Annotated in this window: 18 protein-coding genes; 7 read left to right on the top strand and 11 right to left on the bottom strand. The window is 60.1% G+C overall.

Features of this window, described 5'->3' with window-relative positions; all coding sequences use genetic code 11:
- Positions 1–19 precede the first annotated feature (19 nt).
- A complete protein-coding gene (gene ptsP / locus HCG46_RS23430) occupies positions 20–2,287 on the bottom strand; it encodes a phosphoenolpyruvate--protein phosphotransferase (protein WP_023002989.1) in 2,268 nt (755 codons plus the stop codon).
- 64 nt (positions 2,288–2,351) lie between these two features.
- Positions 2,352–3,602, bottom strand: coding sequence for an aspartate kinase (locus HCG46_RS23425; RefSeq protein WP_055659596.1), 1,251 nt, complete (start codon positions 3,600–3,602; stop codon positions 2,352–2,354).
- Between the two features lie 193 nt (positions 3,603–3,795).
- On the opposite strand from HCG46_RS23425, the gene ubiG reads away from it, so the two are divergent.
- From ubiG to HCG46_RS23410, 3 genes are all read left to right on the top strand, one after another.
- Positions 3,796–4,557, top strand: coding sequence for a bifunctional 2-polyprenyl-6-hydroxyphenol methylase/3-demethylubiquinol 3-O-methyltransferase UbiG (gene ubiG, locus HCG46_RS23420; RefSeq protein ID WP_168687527.1), 762 nt, complete (start codon positions 3,796–3,798; stop codon positions 4,555–4,557).
- Complete coding sequence (locus HCG46_RS23415) at positions 4,557–5,252, top strand: alpha/beta hydrolase (RefSeq protein ID WP_168687526.1); 696 nt, start codon at positions 4,557–4,559, stop codon at positions 5,250–5,252. The genes ubiG and HCG46_RS23415 overlap by 1 nt, the downstream gene beginning before the upstream one ends.
- Before the next feature lie 230 nt (positions 5,253–5,482).
- Positions 5,483–6,028 carry a hypothetical protein gene (locus HCG46_RS23410; RefSeq protein ID WP_023002985.1) on the top strand — a complete coding sequence of 182 codons (546 nt, stop codon included), beginning with the start codon at positions 5,483–5,485 and terminating at the stop codon, positions 6,026–6,028.
- A 204-nt stretch (positions 6,029–6,232) separates the two neighbouring features.
- Here HCG46_RS23410 and HCG46_RS23405 read toward each other — a convergent pair whose 3' ends face one another.
- From HCG46_RS23405 to HCG46_RS23385, 5 genes are all read right to left on the bottom strand, one after another.
- Positions 6,233–6,625 (bottom strand): response regulator, encoded by a 393-nt coding sequence (locus HCG46_RS23405; RefSeq protein ID WP_205838635.1) that lies wholly within the window; start codon positions 6,623–6,625, stop codon positions 6,233–6,235.
- A gap of 360 nt (positions 6,626–6,985) precedes the next feature.
- Positions 6,986–7,513, bottom strand: a complete 528-nt coding sequence (locus tag HCG46_RS23400) for a DUF1178 family protein (protein ID WP_023002983.1) — start codon at positions 7,511–7,513, stop codon at positions 6,986–6,988.
- Positions 7,510–8,364 (bottom strand): carbon-nitrogen hydrolase family protein, encoded by an 855-nt coding sequence (locus HCG46_RS23395; protein WP_168687524.1) that lies wholly within the window; start codon positions 8,362–8,364, stop codon positions 7,510–7,512. Before HCG46_RS23395 ends, HCG46_RS23400 begins: the two co-directional genes overlap by 4 nt.
- A 47-nt stretch (positions 8,365–8,411) precedes the next feature.
- Positions 8,412–8,669 (bottom strand): glutaredoxin 3, encoded by a 258-nt coding sequence (grxC, locus tag HCG46_RS23390; RefSeq protein WP_006932400.1) that lies wholly within the window; start codon positions 8,667–8,669, stop codon positions 8,412–8,414.
- 114 nt (positions 8,670–8,783) lie between these two features.
- Entirely contained in the window at positions 8,784–9,545 is a 762-nt protein-coding gene (locus tag HCG46_RS23385) for a ComF family protein (protein WP_168687523.1), read from the bottom strand.
- A 295-nt stretch (positions 9,546–9,840) separates the two neighbouring features.
- Between HCG46_RS23385 and HCG46_RS23380 the strand changes: the two genes are divergently transcribed.
- Positions 9,841–10,671, top strand: a complete 831-nt coding sequence (locus tag HCG46_RS23380; protein ID WP_209009604.1) for a methyltransferase domain-containing protein — start codon at positions 9,841–9,843, stop codon at positions 10,669–10,671.
- Between the two features lie 20 nt (positions 10,672–10,691).
- Here HCG46_RS23380 and HCG46_RS23375 read toward each other — a convergent pair whose 3' ends face one another.
- From HCG46_RS23375 to HCG46_RS23360, 4 genes are all read right to left on the bottom strand, one after another.
- Positions 10,692–10,919, bottom strand: coding sequence for a Flp family type IVb pilin (locus HCG46_RS23375; RefSeq protein ID WP_306355458.1), 228 nt, complete (start codon positions 10,917–10,919; stop codon positions 10,692–10,694).
- 29 nt (positions 10,920–10,948) lie between these two features.
- On the bottom strand, positions 10,949–11,350 hold the full coding sequence (mutT, locus tag HCG46_RS23370; RefSeq protein ID WP_055659610.1) for an 8-oxo-dGTP diphosphatase MutT: 402 nt from the start codon (positions 11,348–11,350) through the stop codon (positions 10,949–10,951).
- An 85-nt stretch (positions 11,351–11,435) separates the two neighbouring features.
- Positions 11,436–12,677: a bifunctional glutamate N-acetyltransferase/amino-acid acetyltransferase ArgJ gene (argJ, locus tag HCG46_RS23365; RefSeq protein WP_055660435.1), complete on the bottom strand. Its 1,242-nt coding sequence runs from the start codon at positions 12,675–12,677 to the stop codon at positions 11,436–11,438.
- A gap of 255 nt (positions 12,678–12,932) precedes the next feature.
- A complete protein-coding gene (locus HCG46_RS23360; RefSeq protein WP_051990069.1) occupies positions 12,933–13,817 on the bottom strand; it encodes a peptidylprolyl isomerase in 885 nt (294 codons plus the stop codon).
- A gap of 269 nt (positions 13,818–14,086) precedes the next feature.
- Between HCG46_RS23360 and secA the strand changes: the two genes are divergently transcribed.
- The 3 genes from secA (at position 14,087) to HCG46_RS23345 (ending at position 18,426) form a co-directional block, all read left to right on the top strand.
- On the top strand, positions 14,087–16,858 hold the full coding sequence (secA, locus tag HCG46_RS23355; RefSeq protein WP_062491312.1) for a preprotein translocase subunit SecA: 2,772 nt from the start codon (positions 14,087–14,089) through the stop codon (positions 16,856–16,858).
- A 109-nt stretch (positions 16,859–16,967) separates the two neighbouring features.
- A complete protein-coding gene (locus tag HCG46_RS23350) occupies positions 16,968–18,005 on the top strand; it encodes a glycosyltransferase family 2 protein (protein WP_209009594.1) in 1,038 nt (345 codons plus the stop codon).
- Entirely contained in the window at positions 17,995–18,426 is a 432-nt protein-coding gene (locus HCG46_RS23345) for a GtrA family protein (RefSeq protein ID WP_168687521.1), read from the top strand. The genes HCG46_RS23350 and HCG46_RS23345 overlap by 11 nt, the downstream gene beginning before the upstream one ends.
- The last annotated feature ends 3 nt before the right edge of the window (positions 18,427–18,429 follow it).

The following is an 18,429-nucleotide window of genomic DNA, read 5'->3' as shown; positions in this document are numbered from 1 at the left end:
TGAGTTACGCCCGTTAGCGCTAAAGGGCAACATCGGTTTCGGCGGCAAAGCGCTTCAACACTTCCCGTATGTTGCTGTCATCGTGTCCCGGCTCCAGTCGCGGCAGCAACCTGGCGGACAGGCGACCGGCATCAAGGGTCCGAAGCATGGCTTTCACCGGCCCAAGAGACGCGGGCGACATGGAAAGGTCCCTGAAGCCCAGGCCTATCAACGCCATGCCTTCAAGTGGACGGCCTGCAAGCTCTCCGCAAAGGGTCACGGGCACATGAGCCTTATTTGCGGCATCCACGATGGATTTCAAGGCCCGGAGGAAGCCGACACCCAATGTGTCGAACCTGTCGGCAACACGCGTGTTGCCCCGGTCGACGGCGCAGAAGAACTGGAACAGATCGTTGGAACCGACAGACACGAAGTCGACATGGCTCATCAGCTCTTCCAGCTGGAACAGCAGCGAAGGCACTTCCACCATCACGCCCAGACGGATGTTTTCCGGCGTTGCGTGACCGTGGCGGCGCAGGTGTTTGACTTCCTTGTCCACCAGCGATTTGGCCTGCAGGAATTCATCGACCACGGCAACCATCGGGAACATCAGTTTCAGGTCCCGGCCGGCGGCCGCATGCAGCAAAGCCCGGATCTGGGTTCTGAGCAGGCCCGGCCGATCAAGGCCGAGGCGCAGTGCGCGCCAGCCCATCGCCGGGTTTTCCTCCTGGATCGAGCGCAGGTACGGCAGCACCTTGTCACCACCGATATCGAGCGACCGGAACGTAACCGGCCGGCCCGCAGCCGCATCGAGAACCTGGCTGTACTGGGACTGCTGCTCCCGCATGCGCGGGAACGAAGACGCCACCATGAACTGCAGTTCGGTGCGGAACAGGCCTACCCCGGCCGCGCCAGCCTCATCCAGGTGCGGCAGATCGACCAGAAGACCCGCATTCATCTGAAGCGAGATGTCGACACCGTCCCGCGTGACGGACGGCTTGTTGCGCAGGCGACGATACTGGGCCTGTCGCCGCGCACGGAAGCGGACTTTTTCCGCGTAGGCGTTTTCCAGATCGGCGGCCGGGCGCAAGTGCACTTCGCCGGTGTCGCCATCCACGATGATCGCGTCGCCGCCATCGGCCAGGCTGACGATATCATCCACGAGTCCGACCGTCGGGATACCGAGCGCCCTGGCAACGATGGTCACGTGGCTTGTCGGGCCGCCTTCTTCCAGCACCAGGCCGCGAATGCGGTCGCGGCCGTAGTCCAGCAGTTCTGCGGCACCCATGTTGCGGCCAACGACGATCGCATCCTGGGGCAATTCATCCAGGCCCGGGCCGTGTTCGCGGCCCATGAGTTCGCGGATAAGCCTGTGGGCAAGGTCGTCGAGGTCGTGCAGGCGCTCACGCAGATACGGATCGGTCTGGCGCAGCATCCGGGCGCGCGTGTCGCTCTGGACCTTTTCGACGGCAGCCTCGGCGGTCAGGCCGTTGCGGATCGCTTCCTCGATCTTCCGGATCCAGCCGCGGTCGTAAGCGAACATGCGGTAGGCTTCCAGCACCTCGCGGTGCTCGCCGATGGCCGCGATTTCTCCGCTGGCCAGCAGATCGTCGATCGAAAGCCGCAGCCGGTTGATGGCAGCTTCCAGACGCCCCTTTTCCCGGTCCGTATCTTCCGCGATCAGGTTCGTGACGACGACCCGCGGTTCATGCAGCACTACATGACCGAGGCCGACACCTTCGGCAAGACCAACACCGTTGGAGGTGATCGGCCGGGAAAGATCCAGACCGGTGGCTTTCTGGGAAATGGCTTCCAGTTCGCCGGCGGCCACCATTTCGGCAATCACCATGGCCGTCGTCTGAAGCGCTTCGACTTCGTCTTCCAGATAGGTTCGGTGAGACTTGTTCTGGACGACAAGAACGCCAAGCGTGCGGCCGGCTCTCAGGATCGGCACACCGAGGAAGGAATTATAGGCCTCTTCACCCGTTTCCGGCAGATAGGCAAAGCCCGGGTGGGCACTGGCGTTGGGCAGGTTCAGCGGCCGGGCTTCGGCCGCGATCAGGCCGACAAGACCCTGGCCGACGCGCAGCGAGGCATTGTGGACCGCTTCGCTCTTCAGACCTTCGGTCGCATAGAGTTCGAGAACACCATCGGCGCGCAGGATATAAACGGAACAGACTTCCGCGACGACGTTCGAGGCGATCAACACCACGATCTTGTCGAGTCGCTCCTGCGCCGTGATCGGCTCCGCCATGACTTCGCGAAGCCGGCGGAGCAGAAGGCGCGGTCCGGCTAGGTTGCTGCGCATAGCGCCCCCGTTGATCCCGCTTCAAACAGGCCCCTTTTCTACAGGGGCCTGCCTCCCGGATGAACTATCCGTCCAACCCGTATAGCGAATGCAGAGTCCGCACCGCAAGTTCTGCATATGCTGAATCAATAAGCACAGAGATCTTGATCTCGGATGTGGTGATGGCCCGGATGTTGATACCCTTGGACGCGAGGCCGCGGAAACACTGGGCCGCGATGCCTGCATGCGAGCGCATGCCGATGCCGATGACGGAGACTTTCACCACGTCACGAGCGCCCTCAAGGTTCTGGAAACCGATGACGCCGCGATTGTCTTCCAGCACCTTGTTGGCGCGTTCGAAATCGCCTTCGGGAACCGTGAAGGTGATGTCGGTGGTCTTGCCATCCGGCGAAATGTTCTGGACGATCATGTCGACGTTGATGTTGGCATCCGCCAGCGGACCGAACACGGATTCGGCGACACCCGGCTTGTCGGCAACGTCACGAAGTGAGATCTGGGCTTCGTCCTTGGCATAGGCAATGCCGGTGACAACCTGCTGTTCCACGAGTTCATCCTCGTCGCAAATAAGAGTTCCAATCGGAAGGCCGTTCTCGCCGACCTGGGGCGCATCCGGATCGTCAAAGCTGGAGCGCACGAATGTTCTGACGCCATGAACCATGGCCATTTCCACGGAGCGCACCTGAAGCACCTTGGCGCCGAGCGAGGCCATTTCGAGCATTTCCTCGAAAGACACCCGGTCAAGACGCTGCGCCTTGGGCACGATGCGCGGATCGGTGGTGTAGACGCCGTCGACATCGGTATAGATATCACAGCGGTCGGCCTTGATGGCAGCGGCGATGGCAACGGCGCTGGTGTCGGACCCGCCGCGACCCAGGGTCGCGATCCGGTTGTCCGGCGCCACACCCTGGAAGCCCGCGAGAACGGCCACCTGGCCCTGCTCGAGACGCTCACTCAGGAAGCTGCCCTCGATGTCGCGGATGCGGGCCGCACCGTGGTTCTCGTCGGTCTTGATCGGCACCTGCCAACCTTGCCACGACCGGGCGTTGACGCCCATGTCCTGCAGCACGATGGCCAGGAGACCGGACGTCACCTGCTCGCCGGAAGCAACCACGGCATCATATTCGCGGGCATCGTGGAGCGGTGATGCCTCACGGCAAAACTCCACCAGCTTGTTGGTCTGTCCGGCCATGGCCGAAACTACCACCGCGACCTGATGGCCGGCGTCCACTTCCCGTTTGACATGGCGGGCGACGTTACGGATGCGATCGAGATCGGCAACCGAAGTCCCGCCAAATTTTAAAACCAGTCGGGCCATACCACTCGTATTCTTTATAGTCGTGTCTGGAAGCGCTGTTGCGCCTCTGGGATCGGCGCACATGCATACAGGCTGCGTTCCTTTGCTGCAACTGGGTGTCTTGACAAATAGTCTCAGACCTTGGAACGACTTCGAACCGTTGAATGACCAGGCGAAGCGCCTAGCCGCTTCACGCTCTTGAAAGGACCGTCCGATGACTGGCAGGGCTCAGGAAACCAGAAGCACGATCGACAGCGAGGAAGTCGCGCGCTTTTCCGCCATGGCAGAAGAGTGGTGGGACCCGACGGGCAAGTTCAAGCCCTTGCACAAGTTCAGCCCGGTGCGGCTGGGCTACATCAAGGAACATGTCTGCCGGCATTTCGGCCGCGATCCGAAGACCACGGACGCATTCAAGGGGCTGCGCTGCCTCGATATCGGCTGTGGCGGCGGCCTGTTGAGCGAACCGATGGCACGTCTCGGTGCCGATATGGTCGGCGCGGACCCGTCCGAAACCAACATCGAGATCGCCCGCCTTCACATGAAGACCTCCGGCCTCGAAATCGACTACAGGGCAGAAACCGCGGAAGCGTTGGCAGCGGCGGGGGAGACCTTCGACGTTGTGTTCAACATGGAAGTGGTCGAGCACGTCGCCGACGTACCTCTGTTCCTGGAGGCCACCGCGCAAATGGTCCGTCCGGGTGGGCTGATGTTCGTCGCGACCATCAATCGCACGCTGAAAGCCTATGCACTTGCCATCGTCGGCGCCGAATTCGTCCTGCGCTGGTTGCCGAAGGGCACCCATTCCTACGAAAAGCTGGTCCGCCCTTCCGAAATCGAAGGCCCGCTTCAGACCGCCGGGCTCACCATGATCGATCGTTGCGGCGTCACCTACAATCCGCTGACAGACACCTGGGCCAGATCGCGCGATATGGACGTGAACTACATGCTGCTGGCGGAACGGGCGAAAGACAGCTGATGAGCGATCCGATCCTGTTCGTACCGGGCCTTCTGTGCACCGAAGCGCTCTACGCCCCGCAGATAGTTGCCTTTGCCGACCGACCGATCATGGTGGCAAACCACCGCGAACACGACAGCATCAAGGCGATCGCCGCCAGCATCCTGGAAAAAGCACCGGAGCGGTTTTCCCTTATCGCCCTGTCCATGGGCGGCTATGTCGCCATGGAAATCATGCGCGAAGCGCCGGAGCGGGTTGGCAAGCTTGCCCTTCTGGACACCAACTCCCGGCCGGATACGCCCGACCAGTCGGAGCGCCGGCAGTTCCTCATCGACCTGACCCGCAAGAAGGGCTTTTCCAAGGTTCCCCACCTCCTTTACCCCGGGTTCGTTCATGAAAAGCGCGAGGAAGACGAAGAGCTGAAGGCAATCGTCGTCGAGATGGCGCAGGAAACCGGGCCCGAGGCCTTCATCCGCCAGCAGACCGCGCTTATCAACCGCATCGATTCCCGCCCCCGTCTCGGCGAAATCGCATGCCCCACGCTTGTGCTGGTCGGTGATGGCGACCGGCTCACACCAGTTGAAATCTCGCAGGAAATCCACGACCACATTCCCCAAAGCGAATTGGCGGTGATCCAAGGCAGCGGCCACCTGTCGCCTCTTGAAGCCCCTGAAAACGTAACGGCGACACTGCGCGATTTTCTCAATCGCCCTTAATCCCGCAAATCGGCTGCACAAACCTGCGGCACAAATGCCTTTTACGTAAGAATCGGTATGCGATTTGATCCGTGTCAAAGCTTGGCCTTGATGCAAAGGTACAGTTACGTCACCTTTGGAGCGGGGCCCTGCGCTGGCAATGACAGAATGCGCAGGTCCGGGGACGGCAAGCCGGCGAAGAACGCCATGGCCAGCCGCAGGACGTCACACGAACAACCGGAGGATCTTTCATGCCGACGAAAAGCAATACAGGTGCCTTCGACTTCAGCGCCATGATGGCCGAATGGCCCAAGCTGCCGGAATGGCCGGCACCGACCGAATGGCCAATGCCTGCCTTTTCCAACTGGGCGTTTGCCGAGCGCGAAGACCGAATTGAAGCCAAGGCCATCGCAAGTTTTCAGAAAGTGGGCAAGACCATGTGGTCGCATGCCGAAAAGGCGTTTGATGACCACATGAATTTCGTCAGCCATCGGCTGCACCAGGACATGGAATGCGCCAAGTCCCTCAGCCAGTGCGCCGCGCCGGAAGAAACCATGGCAACCTTGCAGGATTTCTATTCCAGAATGGCGAGCGAGTATCAGGACCATTTCGAAAAGCAGGCTGCCCTCTTCCGCGACAGCTTTTCAGAAAGCGCCGCCGTGGTTGAGGAGCTCAATGAAACGGCGATGGAAAGCGTCAACGAGATGAGCAAGGCTGCAGAAGAAAGCCTGGAAGAAACCAAGGCTGCGCTGAAACCGGCGCAGGCGCGGCGCAAGCCGGCTTCAGCGAAACCCTGACATCGTCACCAGACCGGCCCCACACCGTTTAACCTGCTTCATCCGCCCGGGCTGAAGCAGGTTTTCGTTTTGGTTGTCACGAAAAAATTCCAGGCGCCTGGCCCCACCGGCACCCGGTTAATCCGCGGCGAAACTGCACAATTCGGAAGCCAGGAAGACGCCAGACCCCAAACCGATCAGCAAAGCGCGCTCTGAAAGGCCCGCTTACGCCCGTTTGAGCAGCGTCCGGGCCGTTTCCACGGCAATCTGCAAACGCTTGGGGTTGGACGGCTTCGGAACGACTTCAGCCCCTCCGTAGCGATTCTTCAGGTCCACCTTGTCCGTATTACCGGTATGAAAGATGATCGGCACTTGCTGAGCATGCAGCGTGTCAGCCAGCGGATAGACAACGCCATCGGCCAGATCGACATCCAGAAGTGCCAACTCTGGCGGCTCGGAAGACACGCAGGAACGTGCCTCGGCAACGGTCGCGAATGGCCCGACAACCTGCAAACCCATGCCAGACAGGATATCTTCCAGCATCCAGGCGATCAGCGGCTCATCTTCCGCCACCATTACACGTATCGTATCGGGCATGTTCATCTCAGTCATCGACATCGGGAACCTCGGCACAGCATCATGATTATAAATGTTTGTTTCAATATTCAACACCGACAACCCGAAAAAGTTCCCAAGTCGATGTAAATTTTAAATATCCAAAATAATTAACAATGATTAACACTACGTAAGAAATTTCTTGGAACAATCCCACTACATAAACGCAATATATCTTCTTTTACGTGATCTTCATCTGAGACTACCGAAAGAGAAACGCCTCTTTCCCGGCAAACTAAACTTCCAGCGAAACGGCTGAGAAATCGCAACAGCAGGGAAGTTGCAGAGGCCGGCAACCCGGGCGCGAAGCTCCCGCCCCTTTCCTGGGTACGCTCCGAACTTCACGCTGAAAGCCGCCTGAACTCAGTTCTTGTCGTCAGGCAGTTCAGGAAGTGCGAACACCTGAATGCCCTCGTCAAGCAATGCCTCGACATCCTTGGGCGTTGTCTCGCCATAGATGCTGCGTTCTTCAGCTTCGCCATAGTGGATCTTGCGGGCTTCCGCCGCAAAATTCTGACCGACGTTTTCCGAACTTTCGACGATACGCGCACGCACCAGTCGAAGAGCTTCGAGGATTTCCTTCTGCTGCACATCCTGCGGCAATAGGGCGGACGGCCGCATTTCGGTCGAGGCAGCTGCCGTCGGCGCATCGGCCTTGTTGGCAGCGGCTGCGGCCACCGACTGCATTTCCGCCTGCGCGGCACCGACAAGCGCTTCCCGCTTGCGTGCGGTTGAAACTGCAGGCGCCATCAAACCTTTCTGAACGCTGGTTGCTCCGCAGATCGGGCAGACAACCAGTTTTCGCGCACACTGCGCGTCGAAATCATCGGAATTGCGGAACCAGCCTTCGAAGGAATGTGCACTGTCGCAAACGAGCGTGTATTTGATCACGCCGAAATCTCCTTCAGACCATCCGCGTGACAGCAGACGAAATCCCGCTCGTTGGCGATCGCAGGGATGCGCGCCCGCGCATCGGCAACCTTCTGGGTGTCGATCTCGGCGAGAGCGTAGCCGGGATCATCATTGTCTATCTCGGCGATCACGGCACCCCAGGGGTCGATAATCAGGCTGTGACCATAGGTTTCACGCCCGTCTTCATGCGTGCCACCCTGTGCAGCCGAAATCACGTAGGCACCGTTTTCAATGGCGCGGGAGCGCTGCAATACGTGCCAATGCGCCTGCCCGGTCTGGCGGGTAAAGGCTGCCGGCCCCGTCAGAACCTGCGCACCCTGACGAGCCTGGGTCCGGAAAATCGCCGGAAATCTTATATCGTAGCAGACAGCCATGCCGACCTTGGCAAAGGGCAGATCCGCGATGACCGTCTGTGTTCCAGGTTCATAGGTTGCGGACTCGCGCCAGCTTTCGCCATTTGGCAGGTCCACGTCGAACATGTGGATCTTGTCGTAGGTCGCAAGCATCTTGCCGTCAGGCCCGATCAGAAAGGCACGGTTGGCGACCTTGCCGTTGCCGGCAAGCACGGCCAGCGACCCCAGATGCAGATGGATGCCCAGTTCGGCTGCAAGCGCACGCGCTCTTTTCAGGAACAGGTCGTCTTCGGCATCGGAAATCCGCTCCAGCAGTTCTTCGCGGCTGCGTACCAGAACATTGGACATTTCAGGCGTTTGAACGAATTGCGCGCCATCCTTTGCCGCTGCCCGGATCAGGTCTTCCGCAGCATCGGCGTTGTCCGAAATCGTCTTGCCGCTGCGCAGCTGAATGCATGCTGCCGTGAATGAGGTCATCCGACCGCTGTCTCCGTCCTGGTAGGTAAGGTTGTTCCTTCAGTAAATCAGGACGCGAGCAGTGCGTCCAGTTTACCTGCACGTTCCAGATCGTGAAGATCGTCGCAGCCGCCCACATGGGTTTTGCCGACGAAGACCTGCGGGAACGTTGAATGACCATTGGCCTTCTGCACCATTTCCTTGCGCAGGCCTGGATCGAACGTGGCATCGTGTTCCGTGTAGGCAACGCCTTTCTTGTCCAGCAGCCGCTTGGCCGCCGTGCAGAAGCCGCAGAGCTGGCGCGTATAGATCACCACTTCAGCCATCAGGTCTTTTCCTTGCTTTTTGGCAGCTGCACGCTTTTTCCCGCACCGCCGCACACCAAATCCGGGCGTTATATGCGAGCGCGCGGAGAAAACTCAAGAGGAAGACCGTCGGGATCAGGTCGGGTTGCCCGAGCGCAAAGCAGGGTCGACTTGCGCGAATGTGAGCACGTCGACGGAAGCTGCCCCTGAAGAAAGCAGGCATTTACAGCAGGCCGACACCGTTGAGCCGGTCGTCAGCACATCATCGATCAACACAACGTGACGCCCCTGAACCAGATCGGCCCGGCCACCATCGACCTTGAAAGCCGAGCGGACATTCTTGTGGCGGTCCTTGGCTGACAGGCCAACCTGCCGGCGTGTACGCTTTTGCCGCCTGAGGACCTGCGGTTCGAACTGACCACCGCATTCGCGGGCAACTTCCTTCGCCAGATCTGCCGCCTGGTTGAACCGGCGCTGCAGCAGTCGCATCCAGTGCAGCGGCACCGGCACCAGCAGGCTGTCCCTGCTCAGAAGTTCATTGCCGGAACGCGCCATCCAGCGTGCCATCGGACGGGCAAGTTCCCGCCGCCCGGAAAACTTCAGCGCATGCACCATCTGCCGGGCAGGACCATCATAAAAGGCCACCGCCCGCAACCTGTCGAACACAGGCGGTGAGGCGATCGCCTGCGGGCTCCAGGCACCGTCGCCGACATCATAGGAGAAAGGAATACCGAGCCGCTGACACCAGGGCCGCTCCAGGAACGGCATCCGGGACCAGCATTCCGCGCACAATCCCGTCTGCTCGGACACCCGTGCATCGCAGCTGAAGCAGCGCTGCGGCAGCACGAAATCGAGCGCAAATCGCGCCGCGACTTCCGGCAGGCCGGCAATGTTCATCGCAAGGCTTCGCAAAACCGCTCCCCAATGGCACCCGACAGGAATAATTCTTCATACTGAGGAATACCTTGGCACTGAAAACACAATTCTGGCCAGCCCAAACAAGCAGGAACCGGCCTGAACTTTCTGGATGCCTGCTCCGCAAGCCGCCTGGCGCGACCCTTGCGCCTTTGACCTTGGCGGGCGGATACCATATGTGACCGCGATAAGTTCGATGACAACCGGGATTGCCGTGACCGCACAACCAGAACTCTTCGACCGCTCCTTCTTCCGCACCTGCCGCCTGCGGGCGCTGATGGCTGCCAAACCGGGCGCGGACTTTCTGCTGAAAGCCGTCAGCGAAGATCTGCAGGACCGCCTGCTGCTGGTCAATCGGCGGTTTCCGGTTGCTGTCGATCTCGGCGGACACTGCGCTCACGTGAGCGAAGCAATCCGGCAGTCCGGCAAGGCTGACTTCGTGTTGCGCGCAGATCTGTTTGCTGCCGACCCGAGCCTTGCTGCACCCGACCTTGTCTTCGATGACGCCCTGATCCCCTTTGGCGACCAGTCGGTGGATCTGATCGTCTCCGCTCTCAACCTCCAATTCGTCAACGACCTGCCGGGCACACTGGTACAGCTCCGCCGTGCCTTGAAACCGGACGGCCTTTTTCTGGCAACCTTGCCCGGAGCCGGCACCTTGAGCGAACTGCGCGACAGCCTCACGCGGGCTGAGCTGGAAGTAAAAGGCGGTGCAGCTGCAAGGGTGTTGCCGTTTGCCGACACGCGCGACCTCGGCAGCCTGCTTCAAAGGGCAGGATTTGCGCTGCCGGTCACCGATTTGGACACTCTGACGGTGCGCTACGACACGATGTTCGCACTGTTGGCGGATCTCAGGGCCATGGGTGCAACATCCGTGTTGAAAGACCGCAGCAGAAAGCCGCTGTCTCGACAGGTACTGCTGCGTGCGGCCGAACTTTATGCGCAGAACCACGCCGATGCGGACGGCAGGATCCGGGCGACATTTTCACTGGTAACCCTGTCGGGCTGGGCGCCGCATGAAAGCCAGCAGAAACCATTGCGCCCAGGCTCGGCCAAGACACGGCTCGCAGACGCGCTTGGCGTTCAGGAACGGAAAATAGGCGACTAGGCGTAGCCTAACGGCCCGGATCAGCTGGAACCGAGCACACCTTGCAGAGCAGTCGAAATTGTTCCGAAGATATCGGTGCGCATGGCAGTACCGATAGCGGTCATGGCGACCAGCACGACAATGCTGATGAAACCGACAATCAGGCCGTATTCGATCATGGTCGCGCCGTGCTCGTCATCTCCGAAAGCTCTTCCCCGGCGAAAGGCCTGCAACATGCGGTCTGCGACGGTTTGAAATCGAAACGGCATGTGCCCCCCGGGGGTTTGAACAAACGGGCTTAGACGGCATCCAGGAGATGGGGTATCAGAGGTTCATCAGCGGCAGGCATCGGATAATCCCTCAGCCTGACAGCCCGCACCCATTTCAACGCCTGGCCTTCCTTGCCGAGTGGAGTTCCATTCCACCTGCGGCAAATGAACAATGGCATAAGTAGGTGAAAATCTTCGTAAGAGTGGCTGGCAAAAGTAAGCGGCGCCAGACACGCTTCGTTAACTTCAATGCCGAGCTCTTCCTCCAGCTCGCGTATCAGCGTCTCCTCGGGACGCTCGCCTTGCTCGACCTTGCCGCCGGGGAATTCCCACAGTCCGGCCATGGATTTGCCTTCGGGCCGTTGCGCCAGAAGAATGCGGCCATCCGCATCCACAAGGGCGCAAGCGGCGACGAGCACGATCTTGGTCATTGGCAGATTGTCCAATCCTGAAACGCTGAATTAACGCGCGGTTAAGCACGTTTGCGGGCAGTACCGTCAGAACTGCTAGGGATACTCAGCTCCGGTAGTCGCCATTAATGGCGACATATTCCTTGGTGAGATCACAGGTCCAGACCGCCGCCTGGCCACTGCCAAGACCGAGATCGACCCGGATGACAATGTCTTCCTGCTCCATGACGGCAGAAGCCGCCGCTTCGCTGTAGTCTGGATCGCGCTCACCTTCCACGGCCACCCGCACATCGCCGAACCAGATGGCCAGCTTGTCGCGGTCGGCCGGCTCACCAGCCTTGCCGACGGCCATGACGACGCGGCCCCAGTTGGCGTCTTCGCCGGCGATTGCCGTCTTGACCAGCGGCGAATTGGCAATCGACAGCGCGATCCGCTTTGCGGACCCATCGCTTTCGGCACCTTCAACCCGCACTTCCACGAATTTGCGTGCGCCTTCGCCGTCGCGGACGATCTGATGGGAAAGGTCCAGCATGACGTCGCCAAGAGCAGCCCTCAGCACATCGACGCGCGGATCATCGAGCGAGGCAACGCTCTCCACGCCCTTTTTGCCGGCTGCACCGGTCGCGAACAGAAGAACCGTATCGGAGGTGGACGTATCGCTGTCGACGGTCACCGCGTTGAAGCTGCCGTCGACTTCCCCGCTGAGCAGAGCCTGGAGAACTGACGGCGCGATCGGAGCGTCGGTATAGATGAACGACAGCATGGTGGCCATGTCCGGCGCAATCATCCCTGCGCCCTTGGCAATGCCGTTGATCGTCACGGTAACACCGTCCAGTTCAACGCTTGCAGTGGAGACCTTCGGATAGGTGTCAGTGGTCATGATCGCCTTGGCGGCATCCAGCCAGCTCGCGCTGCCCTGGTTGGCCTTCAATTCTCCGATGACACCGGAAAACTTGTCCGCCGGAAGCGGTTCGCCGATCACGCCGGTTGATGCCAGGAAGATTTCACCTTCGCTGCAGCCAAGCTCCCTGGAGACGATTTCGGCAGACAGTTCAACAGCTGCCTTGCCCTTCTTGCCGGTAAAGGCATTGGCATTGCCGGAATTGACCAGGAGCGCGCGGGCCTTGCCGCCACCGACCCGAGCCTTGCACCAGTCAACCGGCGCGGAAGAACACTTGGAACGGGTGAAAACCCCTGCGACGGCCGTTCCCTCGGCAACCGTTGCCAGCAGGACGTCGGTCCGGTCCTTGTACTTGATCCCGGCAGAGGCGGTCGCGAACTGAACACCCTCGATCTCCGGCATCTCGGGATAGGACTTGGGTGCAAGGGGAGATACGGTGGTCGACATCAAGGCGGTCCCGGTCAGATGATACAAAGTTCCGGATCAACGGGCGCTCAATCGAGATCGTTTGACCGTCCGGACATTGATCCATTCAAATGCGTGCGAGCACCTTGTCAGCGCTCGCCTAAACACTGGATGCTCTTGCCGTAAGCATGGGACAAAGGCAAGCCTTTTCAAGCCTTTTCGGGCGTGGTGCACAAAGGCTGCAAAAAAGCCCGGCAGTCTGACTGCCGGGCTTTCTGATTTCAGGCAGCGTTTGCCTTATTCGGTCTTCGCCGCACCGTCTTCGGCAGCAGCACCTTCTTCTTCGGACTTGGCCAGGGCTTCATCGAGGATTTCGACTGCAACCTGATCCTTCAGCTCGGCCATGCGGGCGTCATAGCGCTCGCGCATCAGCTGCTGGCGCAGACCGTTTGCGACTTCCTCGAACGCCGGCTTTTCCTGACGACGCTTGTCTTCAAGCTTGATCACGTGCCAGCCGAACTGGGTTTCGACAGGCTCCTTGGTATAGGTGCCCGGTTCCAGCGCAAAAGCCGCGGCCTCGAACGGCGGAACCATCTGACCCTTGACGAAGTACCCCAGGCTGCCCCCATTGGGACCGGACGGACCAGTAGATTTTTCGCGAGCCAGTTCAGCGAAGTCCGCGCCACCGTCCAGTTCGGCAATAAGGGCTTCAGCTTCAGCCTTTTCCTTCACCAGGATGTGACGGGCGTTGATTTCTTCCGGACCTTCGAAGTCGGCGAATTCCTTGTCGTATGCAGCTTGCACCTCTTCGTCGGTTACGGCACCGTCGATTTTCTGGGCAAGGTAAGCATTCCGCAAGGCACGTAGTTTCAGGAAGTCGAGCTGGCGCTCGAAGTCCGGATCCTTGTCCAGGCCATCTTCACGAGCGGCATGCGCCATCAGTTCCATGTCGACCATGACGTCCAGAAGAAGCTTGCGCCACTGTGCCGGCGGGAACCGCTGCAATTCCTTGCCCAGGTCCTGCGCAGCAAAGGCGAGATCGGCTTCGGTGATTTCCGTGTCGCCAACTTTCGCGACCACATCGTCCGGTTCTGCAGCGGACAGAACGGTGGATCCGAGCGACAGCGCCAGGAGAGAAACGGCAAGCGCCTGAGCCGGCCTGCGCATCGAAATTCGGAACATGAGTAGTCCTTTACGTATCGGAACAGTAATCTTTCTTTCCCCTGTCTTGCAGGGGCGTGGCTACATTGCGCATTCCTGCGGCGTTGACAAGCATTCAGCCCCCTCTTATCTGTCGGGCGTCCTGGCCGTAGCGCCGGGAAGGCATCTTTTCGGCCGCGAATGCCGGCCAGCGCTCTGCGCCAGGCGGCAACGTGGACAGCAATTGAGACGATTTCATGGGCAGGCGCCTCTTTGCCAGTTGGCGCCGCCCGGTAGGGAAGGACCGCCACATGGCTGGCCTTGGCGCTTTAGCACGTAAGATTTTCGGTTCGGCGAACGACCGGAAGGTGAAGACATTTCGGGCAAAGGTCGAACAGATCAACGCCCTGGAGTCTGAGATCCAGGCTCTTTCGGACGACGCTCTCAGAGCCAAGACCGACGAGTTCCGAAACCAGCTGAAAAACGGCGCAAGCGTCGATGACCTCTTGGTTCCCGCGTTCGCCACCGTCCGCGAAGCCGCCCGCAGGGCACTCGGTCAGCGACACTACGACGTGCAGCTCATCGGCGGCATGGTCCTCAATTCCGGACAGATCGCAGAAATGCGCACCGGTGAGGGCAAGACACTTGTGGCAACCGCCCCGGTCTATCTCAACGCCTTGACCGGAAACGGCGTTCACGTCGTTACCGTCAACGACTACCTGGCACAGCGCGACAGCGACTGGATGGGTCAGGTCTACAAATTCCTCGGCCTCAGCGTCGGCTGTATCACCCACGGCCTGAGCGACGAGGAACGCCGGGCAGCCTACGCCGCTGACGTCACCTACGGCACGAACAACGAATTCGGCTTCGATTATCTCCGCGACAACATGAAGCATGACCGTCAGTCCATGGTTCAGCGCGGACATGCCTACGCCATCGTCGATGAAGTGGATTCGATCCTGATCGACGAAGCCCGTACGCCTCTGATCATTTCCGGTCCGCTGGAAGACCGTTCCGAATTCTACAATTCGGTCGACGCCTTCATTCCGCACCTGACTGAAGAAGATTACGAGCTCGACGAAAAGCAGCGTTCAACGACCTTCACCGAAGCCGGTAACGAGAAGCTGGAAAAGCTGCTCGGCGAAGCCGGCCTGCTGAAAGGCGATTCGCTCTACGACGTCGAGAACGTCGCCATCGTGCACCATCTGCAGCAGGCGCTGAAGGCGCACAAGCTGTTCCAGCGCGACAAGGATTACATCGTCCGCAACGACGAAGTGGTCATCATCGACGAGTTCACCGGCCGCATGATGCCGGGCCGCCGTTTCTCCGAAGGCCTGCATCAGGCCCTGGAAGCCCGCGAGAAAGTGCGCATCCAGCCGGAAAACCAGACGCTGGCCTCCATCACGTTCCAGAACTATTTCCGCATGTACGGCAAGCTGGCCGGCATGACCGGTACCGCGTCCACCGAAGCCGACGAATTTGCCGACATCTACAAGCTGGAAGTGGTCGAAATTCCGACCAACGTTTCCGTCAAGCGGATCGATGACGACGACGAGGTCTACCGGACCGTTCAGGAAAAATTCCAGGCCATCGTCAAGCTGATCGACGACTGCAAGCAGCGTGCCCAGCCGATCCTGGTCGGCACCACGTCGATCGAGAAGTCCGAATATCTTGCCGAGATGCTCAAGAAGCACGGCTACAAGCAGATCGATCTCAGCGATCCGGCTGCTTTTGCCGCCGCGCAGAAGAACGAAGGCGGCAAGACCAAGGTCTTCGCGGTTCTCAACGCGCGCTACCACGAGCAGGAAGCTTTCATCGTTGCCCAGGCTGGTCTGCCGGGCGCCGTGACCATTGCCACAAACATGGCCGGCCGCGGTACGGACATTCAGCTCGGCGGCAACGCCGACATGCAGATCGCCATGGAACTGGGCGATATGCCGGAAGGTGAAGAGCGCAGCGCCAGGGAAGCGCAGATCCGCGCCGAAGTCGAGGACATGAAGCAGAAGGCGCTTGCGGCCGGCGGTCTTTATGTCATCGGCACCGAGCGTCACGAGAGCCGCCGCATCGACAACCAGCTGCGTGGCCGTTCCGGCCGCCAGGGCGACCCGGGCCATTCCAAGTTTTTCCTGTCCCTGCAGGATGACCTGATGCGCATCTTCGGGTCCGAGCGCATGGATTCCATGCTGCAGAAACTCGGACTGGAAGAAGGCGAAGCCATCATCCACCCGTGGATCAACAAGGCACTTGAAAAAGCTCAGCAGAAGGTCGAGGCACGCAACTTCGACATCCGCAAGAACCTGCTGAAATTCGATGACGTGATGAACGACCAGCGCAAGGTGGTCTTCGATCAGCGTATCGAGCTGATGGACAGCGAAGCGATCCAGGACGCGGTTTCCGACATGCGTCACGACGTGATCGACGATCTTGTGTCCGCGCACATTCCCGAGCGCGCCTATCCGGAGCAGTGGGATACCGAGGGCCTTCAGGAAGAAGTCCGCAAGTATCTGAACCTGGATCTGCCGATCAAGGATTGGGCGGCCGAGGAAGGCATTGCCGACGAAGAGGTCAAGGACCGCCTGCGCAAGGCGGCCGACGCCGGCATGGCGCAAAAGGTTGCCAAATACAGCCCGGACATCATGCGTCAGGTCGAAAAGGCCGTGCTGCTGCAGACGCTCGACAACCTGTGGCGCGAGCACCTGGCCAATCTCGATCACCTGCGGTCTGTCGTCGGGTTCCGTGGTTACGCCCAGCGCGACCCGCTGCAGGAATACAAGACCGAAGCGTTCACGCTGTTTGAATCCATGCTGACCCAGCTGCGCCAGATGACGACCGCGCAGCTGATGCGGGTCGAACTGGTAACGGAACAGGCACCGCAGATGCCGGCCGAGCCGGAAATGCATGCTCATCACATCAATCCCTTGACCGGGGAAGACGAGATGGCCATGGCGGACGCCCAGCTCCCGGTACCTCCGGCACAGCGTGATCCGGAAGACCCTGCGACCTGGGGCAAGGTCGGCCGCAACGAGGCCTGCCCTTGCGGCTCCGGCAAGAAGTTCAAGCACTGCCACGGCGTGCTCGTCTGACGGCAATCGGAACAATTGACCATCAAGAAGGCCAGCCTCGTCAAAGGGCTGGCCTTTTTCGTGAAATTCCGGCAGGTTGCCGCCGACTTCAACCGGCTAACGAATGTTCATGCACACCAAAGCGGCTAACACTGTCTATGTCACCCGGCGGGAAAACGCCCGCCCGCAGGCACCGCTGCTCAGCGTCATCGTACCGGTCTTTAACGAAGAGGAAGTCATCCTCCACTTCCTGCGGGCGACCCGGCCGGTGCTCGAGCGAAGCGGCCTTCGTTACGAATATGTTTTCATAGATGACGGCAGCCGTGACAGGACCGCGGACATCCTGTCGGAGGAGCTTGCAAACGGCCTGCCGGGACGGCTTCTGGGCCTTTCCCGCAATTTCGGCAAGGAAGCTGCTCTTTCCGCAGGGCTCGAGGCGGCGAAAGGAGACATCGGTGTCATCATCGATGCTGACCTGCAGGACCCGCCGGAGCTCATTTTGCAGATGCTGGACGGATGGCGCGCGGGCTATGATGTCGTCTACGGCCTCAGGGTCGACCGGTCTTCCGACACGCTCATGAAGCGGTCCACGGCGGGCATGTTCTACAGCCTGTTCAACCGCCTGGCCAATATCGACATGCCCGCGAACGCCGGCGACTTCCGTCTGATCGACCGCTGCGTTATCGATGCATTGCTGCGCCTGCCGGAACGCAATCGCTTCATGAAGGGGTTGTTTGCCTGGGTCGGGTTTCCGGCCATGGCACTGCCCTATGAGCGCCCTCCTCGCCTGGCGGGGGCTGGCAAGTTCAATTACTGGAAGCTCTGGAACTTTGCGCTGGACGGCCTCACGGGCTTCACAACGCTCCCGCTACGGGTCTGGTTCTATGGCGGCGCCCTGATCTCAGTCGGCGCCTTCACCTATGCGCTTTATCTGACGTTACGCGTCCTCATCGAAGGCATCGATCTCCCGGGCTACGCATCGCTGATGGTCGCGCTTCTGTTCTTCTCGGGTGTGCAACTGCTGTCGATCGGCATGATCGGCGAATATGTGGCGCGGCTTTTCAACGAAGCGAAACAGCGGCCGGTCTTCATCGTTCAGGATGTCATCGAAAGCGGCAACACACCTCAATCCGCAAAGCAAACGGACGACGCCGCCAATGGCGCCTGAAATTCGCCACGGCAAGCTGAAGACAGAAACCGCTGCCGCCGGCAAATTCGCCGTGATCGGCATGCTGGCGACGCTGACCCATGCCATTGTAGCGGGCAGCTTGCTGCAATCTGGAATGCTTCCGGCCTATCCGGCCAATATCTGCGGCTTCCTGGTCGCCTTCTGCGTCTCTTTCACCGGTCACTATTTCTGGAGCTTCTCGCACCTGCGCCGGAAGGGCACCGCAATCAGAAGCATGGCGCGGTTCCTGGTGATTGCCGTCTCCGGCTTCCTGCTGAACACCACCGTTCTGGCCCTGTGGCTGACGCTGACCCCCTGGCCTGATCTCATCGGCCTCCTGTTTTCCATCGCGATCGTGCCAGCCCTTTCCTTTGCCGGAGCCCGGCTCTGGGCCTTCTCGCACCATCCAGCCGAGACCTGACCC

Origin of the sequence: Labrenzia sp. PO1, from assembly GCF_012273635.1 — a bacterium.
In the GTDB taxonomy this organism is placed as follows: domain Bacteria; phylum Pseudomonadota; class Alphaproteobacteria; order Rhizobiales; family Stappiaceae; genus Roseibium; species Roseibium algicola.
Note: the sequence above shows the minus strand (reverse complement) of the source record. Positions and strands in the feature narration are given on the sequence as shown.